This window comes from Flavobacterium xanthum (genome assembly GCF_900142695.1).
Classification (GTDB): Bacteria; Bacteroidota; Bacteroidia; order Flavobacteriales; family Flavobacteriaceae; genus Flavobacterium; species Flavobacterium xanthum.
This window is the reverse complement of sequence record NZ_FRBU01000001.1, coordinates 229978-245680: the sequence shown is the minus strand read 5'-3', so window position 1 is coordinate 245680 and position 15703 is coordinate 229978. Positions and strand designations below refer to the sequence as shown.

The 15703-nt window shown below is 33.5% G+C and carries 15 protein-coding genes; 8 read left to right on the top strand and 7 right to left on the bottom strand.

What is annotated here, in order from left to right:
• The first annotated feature begins 410 nt into the window (after positions 1 to 410).
• The 6 genes from BUC11_RS01135 (at position 411) to BUC11_RS01110 (ending at position 4005) form a co-directional block, all read left to right on the top strand.
• Positions 411 to 1079 (top strand): DNA-binding transcriptional response regulator, encoded by a 669-nt coding sequence (locus BUC11_RS01135; RefSeq protein WP_073351028.1) that lies wholly within the window; start codon positions 411 to 413, stop codon positions 1077 to 1079.
• Positions 1080 to 1181: 102 nt separating this feature from the next.
• Positions 1182 to 1559, top strand: a complete 378-nt coding sequence (locus BUC11_RS01130; protein WP_073351026.1) for a hypothetical protein — start codon at positions 1182 to 1184, stop codon at positions 1557 to 1559.
• 154 nt (positions 1560 to 1713) lie between these two features.
• On the top strand, positions 1714 to 2019 hold the full coding sequence (locus BUC11_RS01125; protein ID WP_073351024.1) for a hypothetical protein: 306 nt from the start codon (positions 1714 to 1716) through the stop codon (positions 2017 to 2019).
• Between the two features lie 7 nt (positions 2020 to 2026).
• Complete coding sequence (locus tag BUC11_RS01120) at positions 2027 to 2356, top strand: hypothetical protein (protein ID WP_073351022.1); 330 nt, start codon at positions 2027 to 2029, stop codon at positions 2354 to 2356.
• A 263-nt stretch (positions 2357 to 2619) separates the two neighbouring features.
• Positions 2620 to 3027, top strand: a complete 408-nt coding sequence (locus BUC11_RS01115) for a hypothetical protein (protein WP_073351019.1) — start codon at positions 2620 to 2622, stop codon at positions 3025 to 3027.
• A gap of 174 nt (positions 3028 to 3201) precedes the next feature.
• A complete protein-coding gene (locus tag BUC11_RS01110; RefSeq protein WP_073351017.1) occupies positions 3202 to 4005 on the top strand; it encodes an endonuclease/exonuclease/phosphatase family protein in 804 nt (267 codons plus the stop codon).
• A gap of 34 nt (positions 4006 to 4039) precedes the next feature.
• Here the strand turns inward: BUC11_RS01110 and BUC11_RS01105 are convergent, their stop codons facing one another.
• Together BUC11_RS01105 and BUC11_RS01100 are read right to left on the bottom strand one after the other, a co-directional pair.
• On the bottom strand, positions 4040 to 4882 hold the full coding sequence (locus BUC11_RS01105) for an isoaspartyl peptidase/L-asparaginase (RefSeq protein ID WP_073351015.1): 843 nt from the start codon (positions 4880 to 4882) through the stop codon (positions 4040 to 4042).
• Between the two features lie 37 nt (positions 4883 to 4919).
• Positions 4920 to 5792, bottom strand: coding sequence for a cyanophycinase (locus BUC11_RS01100; protein ID WP_073351013.1), 873 nt, complete (start codon positions 5790 to 5792; stop codon positions 4920 to 4922).
• A gap of 445 nt (positions 5793 to 6237) precedes the next feature.
• Here BUC11_RS01100 and cphA point away from each other — a divergent pair, with 445 nt between their 5' ends.
• The gene (gene cphA, locus BUC11_RS01095) at positions 6238 to 8862 is read left to right on the top strand and encodes a cyanophycin synthetase (RefSeq protein WP_073351011.1); all 2625 of its coding nucleotides are present in this window, start codon (positions 6238 to 6240) and stop codon (positions 8860 to 8862) included.
• A 188-nt stretch (positions 8863 to 9050) separates the two neighbouring features.
• Here cphA and BUC11_RS01090 read toward each other — a convergent pair whose 3' ends face one another.
• Entirely contained in the window at positions 9051 to 10310 is a 1260-nt protein-coding gene (locus BUC11_RS01090; protein WP_073351009.1) for an asparagine synthetase B, read from the bottom strand.
• Between the two features lie 331 nt (positions 10311 to 10641).
• Here BUC11_RS01090 and BUC11_RS01085 point away from each other — a divergent pair, with 331 nt between their 5' ends.
• On the top strand, positions 10642 to 11322 hold the full coding sequence (locus BUC11_RS01085) for a DUF547 domain-containing protein (protein ID WP_073351007.1): 681 nt from the start codon (positions 10642 to 10644) through the stop codon (positions 11320 to 11322).
• A 40-nt stretch (positions 11323 to 11362) separates the two neighbouring features.
• Here the strand turns inward: BUC11_RS01085 and BUC11_RS01080 are convergent, their stop codons facing one another.
• The 4 genes from BUC11_RS01080 to dnaB all read right to left on the bottom strand — a co-directional run bounded on the left by BUC11_RS01080 (position 11363) and on the right by dnaB (position 15573).
• On the bottom strand, positions 11363 to 12031 hold the full coding sequence (locus tag BUC11_RS01080) for a response regulator transcription factor (protein WP_073351005.1): 669 nt from the start codon (positions 12029 to 12031) through the stop codon (positions 11363 to 11365).
• A 2-nt stretch (positions 12032 to 12033) separates the two neighbouring features.
• Positions 12034 to 12825, bottom strand: a complete 792-nt coding sequence (locus BUC11_RS01075; RefSeq protein ID WP_073351003.1) for a sensor histidine kinase — start codon at positions 12823 to 12825, stop codon at positions 12034 to 12036.
• Between the two features lie 642 nt (positions 12826 to 13467).
• Positions 13468 to 13860 carry a hypothetical protein gene (locus BUC11_RS01065; RefSeq protein WP_073350998.1) on the bottom strand — a complete coding sequence of 131 codons (393 nt, stop codon included), beginning with the start codon at positions 13858 to 13860 and terminating at the stop codon, positions 13468 to 13470.
• Between the two features lie 168 nt (positions 13861 to 14028).
• On the bottom strand, positions 14029 to 15573 hold the full coding sequence (gene dnaB, locus BUC11_RS01060; RefSeq protein WP_073350996.1) for a replicative DNA helicase: 1545 nt from the start codon (positions 15571 to 15573) through the stop codon (positions 14029 to 14031).
• Positions 15574 to 15703 lie beyond the last annotated feature (130 nt).

Here is a 15703-nt window from a genome sequence, read left to right as displayed (position 1 = left end):
CTCTTCTTGTTCTTGACATAATTCTGCTAATTTAAGGTTTTTAATCCTATCTTAAATTCACACAAAAAGTTGTACGTTTTTTGGGGAGCAGCATAGTTATCAATTGCTCCATTCTTCAAGAAACTAAAAAAAACATACTATTTCGTATCCTCCAATAGCTATTATTCAACATAAAAAACACCGTAAGTGTAGTTTAATTGCCCTCACTTTCAAAAAAACTGAAAAAATAAATCACAAATAAAGTCCAGTAATAACGGGGTCGGACTCCCATTTGAAGTAATAAATTTAAAAAATAGACTACACAATGTGGGAAACCGTATTCTAGTTATAAAAGGAACGATTACTTTTGATACTGAATCCAACAAAAGATTTAAAACAAAAATCACATTCCCTAAATAACTGACATTATTATGTTTAACAAAGTTTTAGTTGCCGAAGATTTAGATACAATCAGTGTCGCAGTAGTTCAAGCGTTAGAAAAACTTTCTATAGCAGAAATTCATAGCACAAAATACTGTGATGATGCCTTTTTGAAAATCAAAAAAGCCATTCATGATAATGCACCTTACGACATCATGATTAGTGATTTATCATTTAAAAGTGATCATCGGGAGGATAAATTGACCTCCGGCGAAGAACTTATAGAAGCGGTAAAGAAAATACAACCCGATATCAAGACCATCATATTTTCCATTGAAGACAAGTCTTTCCGTATAAAATCACTCTTTAATAATTTAGGAATTAACGCCTACGTCTGCAAAGGGAGAGATAGCATCGAGGAACTTCAAACAGCAATTCAACGCATCTATGACAATGAAGAAGTTAAAATTTCAAACGAGCTAGCACTAACTTTAAGAGACAAAACCCTTTTTGAAATTGAATCCTATGATATTTCTCTGTTAAAATCTTTATCCAAAGGATTAACTGTAGAGGATATTTCTACTGAATTCAAAGATTCTGGAATTATTCCTAATGGCAATAGCAGTTTAGAAAAACGCATAAACAAACTAAAAGTTTATTTTAAAGCCAACAATAATGTTCATTTAATAGCCATTACTAAGGATTTAGGGTTAGTTTAAAATCTTTAGAAGATAAATTATGCAAAGCATCTCCTGGTTTTGGTTTTATTTCATTACTGTTTAGGAACAGCTCTGTTGTTGCTTCAAATCCCATTATATCTGATGGTACAATATAAAAAATGCTTTACGGCATTCCGTAAAGAACTAGATTTAAAAGGTATTAGGTTTACGACTTCAAACCCAAATCAAATACAAATGACACGTTTTACTACAAATGACTTAGCATTTTCAGGATATTCCACAACTGTTGATAGTAACAAAAATCATGAAACCCCTGATTTAAATTACGTCAATAAAACAGATGAAAAGAATGTAACTGATTTTTGCAATGCGTTTTTAGAAAATTATAATGTTGCTCAAACTAAGGCTAATTTTCAAAAAGTAGAAACATTTTTACAACATCCATATTTAGAACACGCCGTTTGCAGCGCTCACTTGTCAGATTGGATTGCTAGCAACTGGATAAAAAGAATACTTTAAATAATTATAAATATAAAACACTTATTTACAGTATTTTACATTATTCATACTAAATCAATGTATTTAATTTTTACTGCAATACGGTTACCCGTAAACTAAACCGATTTAGTACTACTAATTTTGATGTGTTCCAATATTCTAATAAAAATAGAACATGAAGCAAAACGAAACAAAATCACCCTTGTACCTGTCAAAAATAAGAAAGGAGGAAAGTATACCTGACAAATGGACAAATACAATAAACGATTATGATAATTACATAAAAGAGTACATCAAGCACTATAAAAAAGCACTGAAAGGAAATTCTAATTCCATAACAAGATATCCTTATTTAAAAGCCAAATCCGAAAGCTTGAGTAAGAGGCTGAGTAAAGCACAAAAAAAAGGATTACTAAAGGAAAAGCAGTTACAAAAAATCTTGAGAATTCAATTGAAAATAGTTAACGCCTGCTGTGAATAACAAAGACATGAGAAAAATTATTGTTGTAACTGTATTAATATTTATTGCATTATTTGCTCTTCCACTAAAAAAAATATATATCCCCAAAAAGGAATCCACCTATATCAAAACTAATATTAAAGTAGATGAACCAGATTTGATTATGAACAATACTTTCGAAAATGATGTGCTTGAAGAAAAAGATAGAAAATTTAAGGATTCCAGTATATTTTATCAAACTCCAAAACCTGCTTTCATTCAGCACGAAACTGATACTATAAAAAGCATTATATATTCTAGAAACAAAAAAGGCAAAATGATGTATCGCAAAAATACTAGTGAGAGTATATTAAAATAATACAGCTAGGTAAAATAAGAAAATTAACAACACCTAACGTTTAAATAAAGTGAAAAAATAAACATGAATACATTCCCGTTTTTAACTATCACCTATTCTTTTCTATACAAATAGCAGTAATGATTTTGGGTGCAGCATGCATTATTTATTTAGTCTATAACATCTGGAAGAGCCGATAAAAAAAGAGATTCTAAAAAATTTAAAATAAGGATTTTCCGCAAATCAAAAAATACCAAAATTACTCAACAACTCCAATACTAAAAATGAATTTAAAGTACACATTCGATGAACTAAGTTTAGAAAAAAATAAACTTATTTTAAGTTCTAGGAATAAGGACCAAAAAGCAATCTTATTTTCTGAATTAGATGAGATCTATATTTCTGTTCATAAATTTCCCTCGCTACTTGAACTTGTACCATTTTTATTTTTAATTATAATTGCGACTTTGTGCCTTTTATACTTATCCCTTGAAATAATGCTTTTTCTTCCACCACTACTTATTGTTACCTTTATTGTAAAAATGAATGACTATAAAAGTTATGCATTAAAAATACGTTTAAAAAACGGTGTTTTCTTTACAAAAAAAGTCCCGCTAAAGCTAAAACACGAAACTTTAGATATTATAAGCGACATTCGGAAGCAAATTTATAACTACCGAATCGACAATTAAAAACAGCAAGTTCCAGTTATTTTTATAACATAGTTTTTAGCAACCGCATTCACTTGCTTTACCGTCTTGGCAAAAATGCTCAAACAAATTTTCATAAAAACTAAAGGCTTTAGATTTTCTTTTTATCAAACAATAAGCGTTAATTTGAATATTACTATATGTACCTCCAATTAAATGAAATCGCTCCTTTCTCTCCTGCTTTTCCTAATGTATTGTTCTGGATTTTCGCAAACCAAACTTCTTTCTTGGAACATTGAAAACTTTGGCAAATCAAAATCAGAAGCAAGCATAAACTACATTGCCAATACAATGAAAAATTATGACATTATCGCTATTCAAGAAGTGGTAGCGGGTCATGGTGGTCCACAAGCAGTAGCAAGGCTCGCAGACGAACTCAATCGTAAAGGAGCCAAATGGGATTACGTAATTAGTGATCCAACTAGCAGTACCGCCTATAAAACGGAACGCTATGCTTTTCTATGGAAAACGAGTAAGGTAAAAAAGATAGGTAAAGCGTGGCTGGAAAAAAAATACCAATTGGAAATCGACCGTGAACCCTATTTTTGTACCTTTCAATATGACAGCAAACAATTTACAATAGTTAACTATCATGCCATTACTCAAAAGAGACAGCCTGAAACGGAGATTAAATACTTTAAATTTTTGCCGGAGGAATACGCCACTTTAAATTTAATTTTTACCGGCGATTTTAATTGTCCACAATCGCATACGGTTTTTATTCCTTTGAAGAAAATGGGCTATGAGTCACTTCTAATTGACCAGAAAACGTCACTGAAACAAGAATGTAAAAAAGACAATTGCCTCGCTTCGGAATTTGACAATATCTATTTCAAATCTTCAAAAATCAATACGTTAAATTCGGGGATTATTCACTTTTACGAGAATTTTTCAACGTTAAAGGAGGCCAGAATAATTTCGGATCATATACCAATTTGGTTTGAATTTTCTTTGAATTGACACACTACGTAAAACGCTCTTTAAACAAAGAGTATTAGTCGAAAACTTCAAAATTTTCTCCATCAAAACTGGCAAAAACCATACTAGGATGAGAATCCTGATGCCACATATTTCCCTGACCATCAATTGCAATCGCTCCGGCAAAACCATCATAGGGTTTAAGTTCGCTAAAAGTTTTAGTAAAGGCTTCCTGTAACGAAAAACCATCTGAAACGCGCGTTACAATTTTTGCTGCGGTAGCATTACTAACGATATTTTCGCCTACGCCTGTTAAACTTACGCCACAAAATGCATTCGCATAATTCCCTGCTACAGTTGCCGAGTCGGAGATTCTACCTGGAATTTCAAAACCTTTACCTCCTGTTGAAGTAGCTGCTGCAATTTTATTATTTGAATCTAAAGCCACACATCCAACCGTTCCTATTCCATTTGCTTTACGCTTCGCCTCATATTCCACTCGACGTTGTGTAATTTCAGTTGAAAAAGCAGGAAAACCATGTACTCTTGCAAAACTGGTAGCGCCACTTCCACCCAAAACTCTATCATCATATTGCATTAATATTTGAGCAACCTGAACTGGATTTTTAACCTTTTCAATATTAATTACACCACTCATTCTCTGCGTATCGCCATTCATAATGGCGGCACTCATCCTAATTTTCCCATCGCTTTGTATTTGAGAACCCGTTCCCGCATTAAACAACTCATCATCCTCGAGAAGTGTGACGGCATGCACTACGGTTTCTAAAGCTGAATGTGATTTTAAAAATTCATAGGAATCTTTAACAATTCGTTCTAATGCTGTTTGTTTAGCAACTTTAGTTTCGGGGTTGGTTGATGATTCTGAAAAAAAACCACCATGAATAATTAGCTTCATAATTGATTGAAAATTTTAAATCGGTACTTTTTAACTATTACAAATAATGGGAGGATTGAATGTGCATTTTATGCGTTTCAAGGTTATAAGTATCAAATTTGCTCATAACATGAGTCACTAAATGTGAAATGGATATAGGCTGCCCTAATTCAACTTTTGTTAAATTAGTATCTTTTATTTCGCGACCATCAACTAAAATGACCAAGCCAGAACCTATTGCTTCCATTTCTCGATTATTAGTAATCAACAAACCCGTATCTTCTCCAAGACCTATTCCAAGTATTCTAGGGTTGCCAACAACAGCTTGAAAAAGTCTGCCAATTCTGCCACGTTGAACGAAATGGGTGTCGATAATCACACCATCTATTAATCCCAGTCCACTAGAGATTTTCACTTCTCCTTTCAATAAAGCTTCTGAACTACTTCCTTGATAAATCATGTTATTAGATGCTGCCGCAGCTCCAGCCGAAGTTCCTGCATAAATAAATTCCTCATTATGGTATTTATCCAATAAAATATCATGAAAAGGAGTCCCTCCAAGAATGGATGATAATCGCAATTGATCTCCTCCTGTAAACATCACAATATCTGCTGCTTTTAACCGAGCCAAAACCTCTTCATCAGCAGCTTGCTCTCGTCTCTCGATCGTAAGTATATCTACGTTCTTAGCATTCAAGTACTCGAATGCTTTCACATATTCAGGACCGATTTCCTTTGGTATAACTGAAGCTGTGGTGATAATTTCTATCCGTGATTTCTCTTTGTGTTTAGATTCATTTATGATTCTTTTTAAAATGCCAGCCTCAAAGAAGTTTAAGTTGTTTGCAGCATTTTTATCTAAATTGGTTTCTGTAAAACTCCCTTTATCTACCGCACCACCTATTATTATAAGTTTTCCTAATATATTCATTTGGTAAAAATAACCAAAAAGATAAAAAGAGCCTTTGAAGTTGCGTTTTTTTTTAATTATTTAGCAATGATAGCACTTACAAAAGATTGTATCTTAGACAGTCTTTACGTTATTTACTGCCCTATATTACTTGATTTGACATTGAATTTAAAGGCATTTAACCTCGTGTAAAATTTTACTTTTTATGAATTAGTCCTGAATCATAAAATTCATTCAAAAAAAACAATTGGGGTACGCTAAACAAATCACGCGAAGCGTTTCACTTGATTTTAAAAATAAATTTTGATTCCTATTCTAAAAAACTTTAATTTAGGAGCAGTGTAGTGCATTTAGATGGATTGAATAGAATGTACTTTACTTTTTTTCAAATCAATACAGGTTGATACTTTGGAACTACACTTCTAAATTCAACCATTTTTTATATAAGTAATAATTTTTCCATTTTATGAAAATAATCAAAGTACAAGCCCTTCGTGGCCCGAATATCTGGAGTATTCAAAGAAAAAAATTAATCCAAATGCGTTTGGATTTGGAGGAAATGGAACAATTTCCAACCAATAAAATAGACGGTTTCAAAGAACGAATTGAAGCTATGTTTCCTTCAATGATTGAACACCGTTGTTCTGAAGGTTGCCGTGGCGGTTTCTTTTCAAGAGTAGAACGCGGGACTTGGATGGGACATGTAATCGAACATATTGCCCTTGAAATTCAATCTCTTGCAGGAATGGAAACCGGTTTTGGAAGGACTAGAGAAACGAAAACTCTTGGAACATACAACGTCGTTTTTAGTTATACCGAAGAAAATGTGGGTCTCTTTGCTGCAGAATCATCAGTTGCCATTGCCGAAGCCCTAATTGCAGGAACAGAATATGATTTGAATGCCGACTTGCAGAAAATGCGTGAAATTCGCGAACGTGTGCGACTTGGACCCAGTACGGGAAGTATTGTAGAAGAAGCTGTTTCCAGAGATATACCTTGGATACGTCTTGGAACAAATTCTTTAGTACAACTTGGATATGGAGTTAATCAAATGCGTTTTCAGGCAACAATCACCTGTAAAACCAGCAGCATTGCCGTTGATATTGCTTGTAACAAAGAGCAAACAAAAAAAATGTTAGACATGGCTTCTATTCCTGTTGCCAATGGAAGCATTTGTACTGACGAAGAAGGACTGGCTGAAACTATAAAAAAGATTGGTTATCCCATTGTATTAAAACCTTTGGATGGTAATCATGGAAAAGGAGCATCTATAAATGTTACCAATTGGGAAGATGCTGTTTCAGGGTTGTCTTTTGCACAAGTGTATGGCAAACGTGTTATTGTCGAAAAGTTCATAACCGGTTTCGATTTTAGAATATTGGTTATCGATAATAAACTCGTGGCTGCCGCAAAAAGAGTTCCTGCTCATGTAATAGGAAATGGAACGGATACTATTCAGCAATTAATTGAGACTACTAATTTAGATCCAAGAAGAGGATATGGACATGAAAATGTATTGACTCAAATCGATGTTGACAGGGATACTGAAGATTTATTGGAAAAACTAAACTATACATTGGAAACCATTCCAAGAATTGGTGAAATTGTTTTCCTAAAATCTACTGCCAATTTAAGTACTGGTGGAACTTCTGTAGATGTTACTGATATGATGCACCCGGAAAATATCTTTCTTGCTGAAAGAATTTCAAGAGTAATTGGACTCGATGTTTGTGGAGTCGATATAATGGCTGAAAATCTAACACAACCTTTAAAAGAAAATGGTGGTGTAATTCTGGAAGTCAATGCAGCTCCAGGGTTTAGGATGCATCTCGCACCTTCTGAAGGATTACCTAGAAATGTTGCCGCCCCAGTAATTGACATGCTGTATCCCCCCGGAAAATCATGTCGAATTCCTATTATTGCTGTTACAGGAACGAATGGTAAAACCACCACCACCCGACTTTTAGCCCATATTGTGAAAAATAATGGTTTTAAAGTAGGATTCACTACCTCAGATGGGATTTATGTTCAAAACCACATGATGGAAAAAGGAGATACTACAGGACCTCTTAGTGCTGAATATATATTACGAGATCCAACAGTAGAATTTGCCGTTTTGGAAACAGCGAGAGGCGGAATTCTGCGTTCTGGTTTGGGCTTTAGTCTTTGTGACATTGGAGTTATCACTAATATTCAGGAAGATCATTTAGGTATCAGTGACATCCATACTTTAGAGGATTTGGCAAAAGTAAAAGCCACTGTAGTAAAAAGTATCAGAAAAAATGGATGGGCTGTTTTAAACGGTGATGATCCCCATTGTGTGAAATTAGGCAATGACCTGAACTGCAATGTCGCTTATTTTAGTTTGGATGAGGACAGTGAATTCATCAAAAAGCTTTGTGCTGAAGGAAAAACCGTTGCCGTTTATGAAAACGGATACATTACTATCAAAAAAGGAGAATGGAAAATTCGAATTGAGCGCGCCACTCACGTTCCACTAACTTTAGGTGGAAAGGCAAAATTCATGATCGCTAATGTGCTTGCGGCAACTTTAGCCAGTTATTTATGGGGTTTTAAAACAGAAGATATTAGTTTATCGCTACAAACTTTTATTCCAAGTGCCGCACAAACTCCAGGAAGGATGAATATTTTTGAATTCAAAAAGTTTAAAGTCCTTATCGATTTTGCTCACAATGCATCAGGCTACAAAGGTGTTGAAGAATACCTGCAAAGTGTAGATGCGACCAAAAAAATTGGAATCATAGCTGGTGTTGGGGATCGACGTGACGAGGACATCAGAGAATGTGCCAATATCGCAGCCCGAATGTTTGACCACATTATCATCCGACAAGAAAAATACCTGAGAGGAAGAACAGAAGACGAGATTATAGAATTAATTTTAGAAGGAATAAAGAGTTCTGGAAAATCAGTAACCTATGAGATAATTCCCAAAGAGACGGAAGCCATTAAACACGCCATAAATAGTGCTGAGGAAGGAAGTTTTATTACCGCTTTGAGCGACGTAGTTGCCAACGCAATTGAAATCGTACAAGAATATTTAGACAAAGAAAACGAGCACGGAATTATTTAAAAGAATTCCTTATTACCAATAAAAGCGACTGTGAAAAGTCGCTTTTATTTTTAAAATTAGCATGGTAAACTATTATTTAATGCTTTCATTCTGAAACTAGCCTGCTGGCATTTTTGCCAATTTTACTGGCGGAACATTTCGCTTTCACCAAAAATTAAAAACGCAACATTACTATTTTATTTTACATACTACGTTTTCAACTTTTTCTTTCTAGCAGCTGGAAACAGAACATTATTTAAAATCAAGCGATAACCCGGTGAGTTAGCATGCAGATCTAAAACTGTGGGTGCATCGCCAACTTGGTGTTGAAAATCCTCTGGATCATGTCCTCCATAAAAGGTGAACATGCCTTTCCCTTTTTGGCCATGAATGTAACGTGCCTCACCATTCAGCTCGCAAGTACCCATCAACAGCACATTGGACTTTATTAAAGAAGCATCAAATGCAGTAGTTTGTCCCATGAATCCTTTCACCAACTGGGTGTGATTCTGACACAACATACTTGGAATTGGGTCCCACTTTGCAGAAAATTCCATCAAAGTAAAATAATCCTTCTCCATTGGTACTCGCCTTTTTGAAGTCATATCAATATCCGAAAATTCATATTGCTCAGGCCTTCTTTCCAAAGTAAAATCTTTGAAGGCAAAAGAACTACCATAGTTCATTTTAGCTTGGTAATTTCCCTCACTTGGATCTCCATCAAACATGGCTTCACAAATATCAACACCATCTGCAGCTAAAGAGATATCAAAACTATCCGTTGCAGAACACATAGCAAACATGAATCCTCCTCCAATTACAAAATCTCTAATTTTCTTGGCTACAGCTCCTTTTTCGTGCGATACTTTTGAGTAGCCTAATTTCGTAGCCAATGATTCGGACTCTTTCTTTTGCTCGATATACCATGGCACATTTTTATAAGCCCCATAAAACTTTCCATATTGTCCTGTAAAATCTTCGTGATGCAAATGCAACCAATCGTAAAGTAAAAGCTGCTCGCTCAACACTTCCTCATCATATATAGGGGTAAAAGGAATTTCGGCATAGGTCAAAACTAATGTGACTGCATCATCCCAAGGTTGTTTTCCCTTGGGTGTATACACAGCAATTTTAGGTGCTTTTTCCAATACTACGGATTCCATATTCTGTGAAGGACTAGCGATTTCATTTGATATTAAAACTTGTTCTGCATCTGAGATAATCTCAAAACTAACTCCCCGAATCTGGCATTCCTTTCGAATTTCCATGGCATCAGGAAGCAAAAAAGATCCACCGCGGTAATTTAGTAACCAGCTCGCTTTGTAATTCTTCTCCAAACACCAAAAGGTAATCCCATATGCTTTTAAGTGATTTTGCTGCGTACTTTCATCCATTGGAACCAAAAGAAAAGAGGCTTTAGCAGCTATTACCGATAGAAAAACTAAAAGACATATAATTTTTTTGAACATAGTAGAATAGTTTATATAAATCAAAGATAGAAAGTACGTGCTTCAAATAATCAAAATTTAACTTTTAAATCAACTATTAAAGCGACTTTAAAAGTAAAAACACGTAAAAATACGCATAGCCAAACTATATCTAAAATATAAATTTGCAGATATCCCTTAATCATCCACCATGAAATATTTAACAATGAATTCAAACGAAAACAACGACCCGTTAAATCTTATGAATGTATTAAAAAAAATAGGATTATGTTTTTTAGTAATTCTCATCATCCTCTTTTACACTCTTTGCTATCAACAACTTAGTTTATAGTTGATTTAAAAAAAAAATATTTTGAAAAATTATCATACTTCTCTGTTACAGGAAATTCTACTGATTGCTAAATCTCAGGAAGATACAAGTTCGCTGAGAAGACAACTCTTTTATATTCGGCAATCCAAACTAGAGAAGAGTTTAGACACTGATGATTTGAAAAAGACTTTTTGGATTAATATTTATAATGCGTTTTACCTCATTATTTCAAAAGATACGCCAGATCATCTCTCTATCTATAAATGGAAAAGAATAAAAATTGCACGATCTCAATTTTCATTAGATGATATTGAGCATGGTATTTTACGGAAATTAAAATTTAAACTAGGATTTGGATTTTTTACCAATCCATTTTACTCTAATGCAATAAAAATGCTATCTGTAAATCAGTTAGACTACCGAATTCACTTTGCATTACGGAGTATTACATTAGAAAATACTTTAATTGACTATTATGATTGTGAAAATATAGAAAAACAGTTAAAACAGGTTACCCACGATTTCATTCACTCAGAAACTCAAATGGATTCTACCTTGAAATTAGTTAGAACATCAAAATTTTTATTGTTATATTTTCGTGATTTTGGTGGAATGAGCGCAGTTAAAAACTTATTAAGAAGGACTTTAAAAACGGACTTTAAAGGATATACAATACAGTTCAAAAACACAGAAAAAATAGAAAAAATCGGCAATGTATCTTAACTTATTTTTCTGGAACAACACTATTTTTTAACTCCTACTATTAAAGATCAAATACCATAATTTCATTTTGAACCGCATAGACTACTAATCCGGCTATATTTCTGGATTCGGTTTTCAATAGTAGATTATTCCGATGTCCTTCTACGGTCCGTGGGCTTATAAAAAGGTCTTCTGCAATTTCAATTGTACTTTTTTGAGAGCAAATGAGTTTAAGCACATCCATCTCTCGAGTAGTTAGAAAGTTATTATCAAAAATACTTTTTGTCTTTTTGGAGGTCAGGACATCATCTTGGATAATTTTCATGACATCATCTGTGTAATAAAATCCTTTTAAGGCAACCTCATTTATAGTAGTTATCAATTCCAAAGGTGTCGCGTTCTTTATTAGATAGGAAACAGCACCTACATCTATCATATTTGCAACGAAAGATTTAGAATTATAACTCGTTAAAGCAATAATTTTAAGCTTTGGAAATTCCGCATGTATAATCTTTGTCGCTTCAACACCATTTATTCCTGGCATTTTTAAGTCCATGATTATAATGTCTGGATGATTATTTCTGTTGTTTTGAAGAAAATCAATTAGTTCTTCTCCATCAGCAGCTTCAAAAATAATATCAATATTTTTTTCACGACTCAACAAAAATGAAATTCCCTTTCTAAAAAGAATCTCATCATCCACCAGTATTATTTTTATCGTTTTATTCATTTTTAAAAATTAAAAACTACCGAAACTCCTTTGTTTATTGCTGACTCCAAGGTCATTTTACCATTTAAAAAAGTAATTCTGCTTTCTATATTTTTCATTCCTAAGCCCTTTTTATTTGCGTCGGATTTCATTTCAAAACCAATTCCATTATCTGAATAAGTACATTTTTTGACACCATTACTTTCTTCAAAAAGAACAGCGATACTATTGGCTTTTCCATGTCGAAGTGAATTATTCATTAGCTCTTGCAAAATTCTAAAAACGTGCAATTGTCTATCAATGTCTCTGATATCAAATGTAGTTTTGTTTTCATAATTTACTTTTACAGCTTTAGAACTGCTAAACTCCAAACATAATTCTTCGACACCGGCATGAAGTCCAAATTTTTCTAAAACGGGAGGCAATAAGCCGTGCGCAATTTTTCTTGAGTTATCTAAAGCTTTCCCAGTGAGATTGATAATGTTTGCTGTAATTTCATGAATCTCGTTTGAAGATAAATTAGGCGTGGTCAATAAATGAGAGTTCAGTGAAACAATATTCAGTTTTGAGCTGATGTCATCATGCAAATCTTGTGCAATACGCTTGCGTTCCTCTTCCTGAGTAATAATAACGGCACTTAAAAGTTCTTTTTGATACTGAATTTCTAAATCCTTTTTTTCTAATTCCTTTTGAATGATTTTCTTTCTCGAAAAATAGAAAAATAAGACTAAAACCAATCCCATTAAAAGAAAAACGACACAACTATAAATTAGTATTTCAATTATTTCACTTTCTTGTAGCGTATTTACTTTCATAGAGCAGTATTGATTTCTTTTTTAGAAAAACTTTTATTCCATTCTACAAGAATAAAAATTTGATATACGATATATAAAACTGCGTTTAAGATCCAGGGGATTTTATTTAGCTTAGGGCTTAAGGAGGTCATTAAATTTCCAACTAAAAATAAAACAGTACTTCCTGACAAGTAAATCAAAATCCCTAAATTGACATAATAAAACTCCTTATTTTTACCTAATAAATTATACAAATGAAATGTTGCAAAAATGATAAGCAAAAATGAAGTGACAAAAATTTCAAACAAATTGAATCTAAAAAACACACTGGGATTATAACCATATTGAATGCCTAAAAGGCATAAGCCAAAAACCAATCCTCTTTCTATTACTCTTTTTTGAAAACTATTTTTTATAATTGTTAAATAAAAAAAACTTAAAAAAACAAACTGCCCAACAAAATAAAAATGAGATAGGAAAAGATTATTTATTGCAAAATAAAAAAAAACACCCGATGTAATTTGAATTACGAAAACAAATAATAAATAAGACGTAAAAACACGAAAAGCTTTCCCTCTTATTGAAAAGCCTTTAATAAATAATATTAAATTTATTAATAAAAAAACATACCCAATATTTATAAACAGATTTATCATTTAAAATTTATTGAATCATAGGACTAGAAGGATCACATGCGGTTGGACATGGAGCTGTAAAATCATAAATGTCATCTTCGGCTCCTGCTGAATTTCCAACCCCAACAGTAATCATATCTACATAAATTCCTGTTTCTGGATTAAATTTTGTTCCTACAATCATTAATTTTTCAACGCCTGCATCATCTACTCCAATATAAGCTCTCACGGCATCTACTCCTTCTACTAATACTTCCAGTAAATCAACTTTTGGAATCAAAAAAGCATTCACATGATGGTGTTTGTTGTAATTCCCTTCTCGTTTAGTCCAACGTTTGGCCCATTTTTGTGCCGTTTTTAATGGAATAGCATTTACCGTTTTTGTTTGTTTTTGGTTTTCAGAAGCAGTTTCTAGTGACATCTATTTTTTGGTTTTGGTTAACTCTATTTATTAATTAAAAAATCATCAGCTAAACTACTATTTTTTATTGTTTTAACAAAATACATCCTAACATTACAAAATTAAAAAGCCTAAACTAGATTACTAATTTAGGCTTTTTAATACTTTATTTTAAAACGAGATCACTTTCTAAAAAGGAACGTCGCTGTCATCATCTGGGTCATTCAAATTACTTCCAAAAGCATCATTAGCAGAAGGTAAATTTTTAGTTATAAAAGGATTGTCATCCTGATTCATACTGGATGGTAAATCATCATAGCCACCGCTGTAATCTTCCAGATTATCAAACTTTCCTAAATGTCCAATAAACTTCAATCGAACATTTTCAATACTACCGTTACGGTGTTTTGCAATCATTATTTCTGCTTGACCAGCAGTTGGAGATGCTTCATCATCATCCCATTCGTCAATTTTGTAGTATTCGGGACGGTATAAGAAAGATACAATATCCGCATCTTGCTCAATCGCTCCAGATTCACGTAAATCAGATAATAACGGTCTTTTGCTGGATCCACGCGTTTCAACCGCACGTGACAATTGAGATAGGGCAATCACAGGAACATTTAACTCCTTTGCTAATGCCTTTAAGTTTCGGGATATTGTAGAAATCTCCTGCTCTCTATTTCCCCCTCCTTTACCATTTCCTCCGGCAGTCATCAATTGTAAATAATCGACAATGATAATTCGGATTCCGTGTTGCGAAACTAAACGTCTGGCTTTAGCTCTTAAATCAAAAATCGATAACGAAGGCGTATCATCAATAAACAATGGGGCTTTTTCTAAATTTTTAACTTTGGTACTCAATTGTTCCCATTCGTGTTTTTCCAGTTTTCCGGTACGCAATTTTTCCGAAGACAAACCAGTTTCCGAAGAAATCAAACGGGTGATTAACTGAACCGATGCCATTTCCAGCGAGAATAAAGCAACGGGCATTCCAAAATCAATAGCCATATTTCTAGCCATAGAAAGTACAAATGCAGTTTTACCCATTGCAGGTCTTGCCGCTATGATAATTAAATCACTTGGTTGCCAACCAGAAGTAATCTTATCTAATTTATCAAATCCGGTAGCTACTCCACTCAATCCTTCTTGTCCAGCGATTTCTTCAATTCGTTTTTTGGCTTGCAAAACTAAACTTTGGGCCGTTTCTGAACTTCGTTTGATATTTCCTTGTGTAACCTCGTATAATTTAGACTCGGCTCTGTCTAATAAATCAAAAACATCCGTTGTTTCGTCATAAGAATCTTCAATAATTTCTGTTGAAATCCGAATCAAACTGCGTTGAATAAATTTTTGTAAAATGATTCTAGAGTGAAATTCAATATGTGCGGAAGACGATATCTTTTGCGTAAGCTGAATGAGGTAAAAATCACCCCCTGCCAATTCTAATTTGGCATTTTTCTTGAGTTGCGCAGAAACGGTTAATAAGTCAATAGGCTGTGTTTCTGTAAACAGCTGAACAATAGCTTCAAATATATGTTTGTGTGCTTCTTTATAAAAAGCATCGGGCTGTAAAATGTCAATTACATCATCAACTCCTTTTTTATCAATCATCATGGCACCCAGCACAGCCTCCTCTAAATCGAGAACCTGTGGTTGCAATTTTCCTTTTTCAAGGCTTATTATTGTAGTTTTATCAACCTTAACAGGATTAATATTTCTGAAGTTTTCCATAAAGCGAAAGTAGCGAAAATTAAAAAAAGATAGTCTTTGAGTTGTTACAAATAATTGTTCATAACTAACTATTTTTTGTTTATAACCAAAAAAAATCCGTCTCGTTTGTCAACGAGACGGATTAAATTTC

Coding starts and splice junctions, on each gene's coding strand:
- dnaB (WP_073350996.1), bottom strand. CDS start 15,573: ATGGAAAACTTCAGAAATATTAATCCTGTTAAGGTTGATAAAACTACA.
- BUC11_RS01090 (WP_073351009.1), bottom strand. CDS start 10,310: ATGTTCAAAAAAATTATATGTCTTTTAGTTTTTCTATCGGTAATAGCT.
- BUC11_RS01105 (WP_073351015.1), bottom strand. CDS start 4,882: ATGAAGCTAATTATTCATGGTGGTTTTTTTTCAGAATCATCAACCAAC.
- BUC11_RS01120 (WP_073351022.1), top strand. CDS start 2,027: ATGAGAAAAATTATTGTTGTAACTGTATTAATATTTATTGCATTATTT.
- BUC11_RS01100 (WP_073351013.1), bottom strand. CDS start 5,792: ATGAATATATTAGGAAAACTTATAATAATAGGTGGTGCGGTAGATAAA.
- BUC11_RS01125 (WP_073351024.1), top strand. CDS start 1,714: ATGAAGCAAAACGAAACAAAATCACCCTTGTACCTGTCAAAAATAAGA.
- BUC11_RS01075 (WP_073351003.1), bottom strand. CDS start 12,825: ATGAAAGTAAATACGCTACAAGAAAGTGAAATAATTGAAATACTAATT.
- BUC11_RS01115 (WP_073351019.1), top strand. CDS start 2,620: ATGAATTTAAAGTACACATTCGATGAACTAAGTTTAGAAAAAAATAAA.
- BUC11_RS01110 (WP_073351017.1), top strand. CDS start 3,202: ATGAAATCGCTCCTTTCTCTCCTGCTTTTCCTAATGTATTGTTCTGGA.
- BUC11_RS01135 (WP_073351028.1), top strand. CDS start 411: ATGTTTAACAAAGTTTTAGTTGCCGAAGATTTAGATACAATCAGTGTC.
- BUC11_RS01080 (WP_073351005.1), bottom strand. CDS start 12,031: ATGAATAAAACGATAAAAATAATACTGGTGGATGATGAGATTCTTTTT.
- BUC11_RS01130 (WP_073351026.1), top strand. CDS start 1,182: ATGGTACAATATAAAAAATGCTTTACGGCATTCCGTAAAGAACTAGAT.
- BUC11_RS01065 (WP_073350998.1), bottom strand. CDS start 13,860: ATGTCACTAGAAACTGCTTCTGAAAACCAAAAACAAACAAAAACGGTA.
- cphA (WP_073351011.1), top strand. CDS start 6,238: ATGAAAATAATCAAAGTACAAGCCCTTCGTGGCCCGAATATCTGGAGT.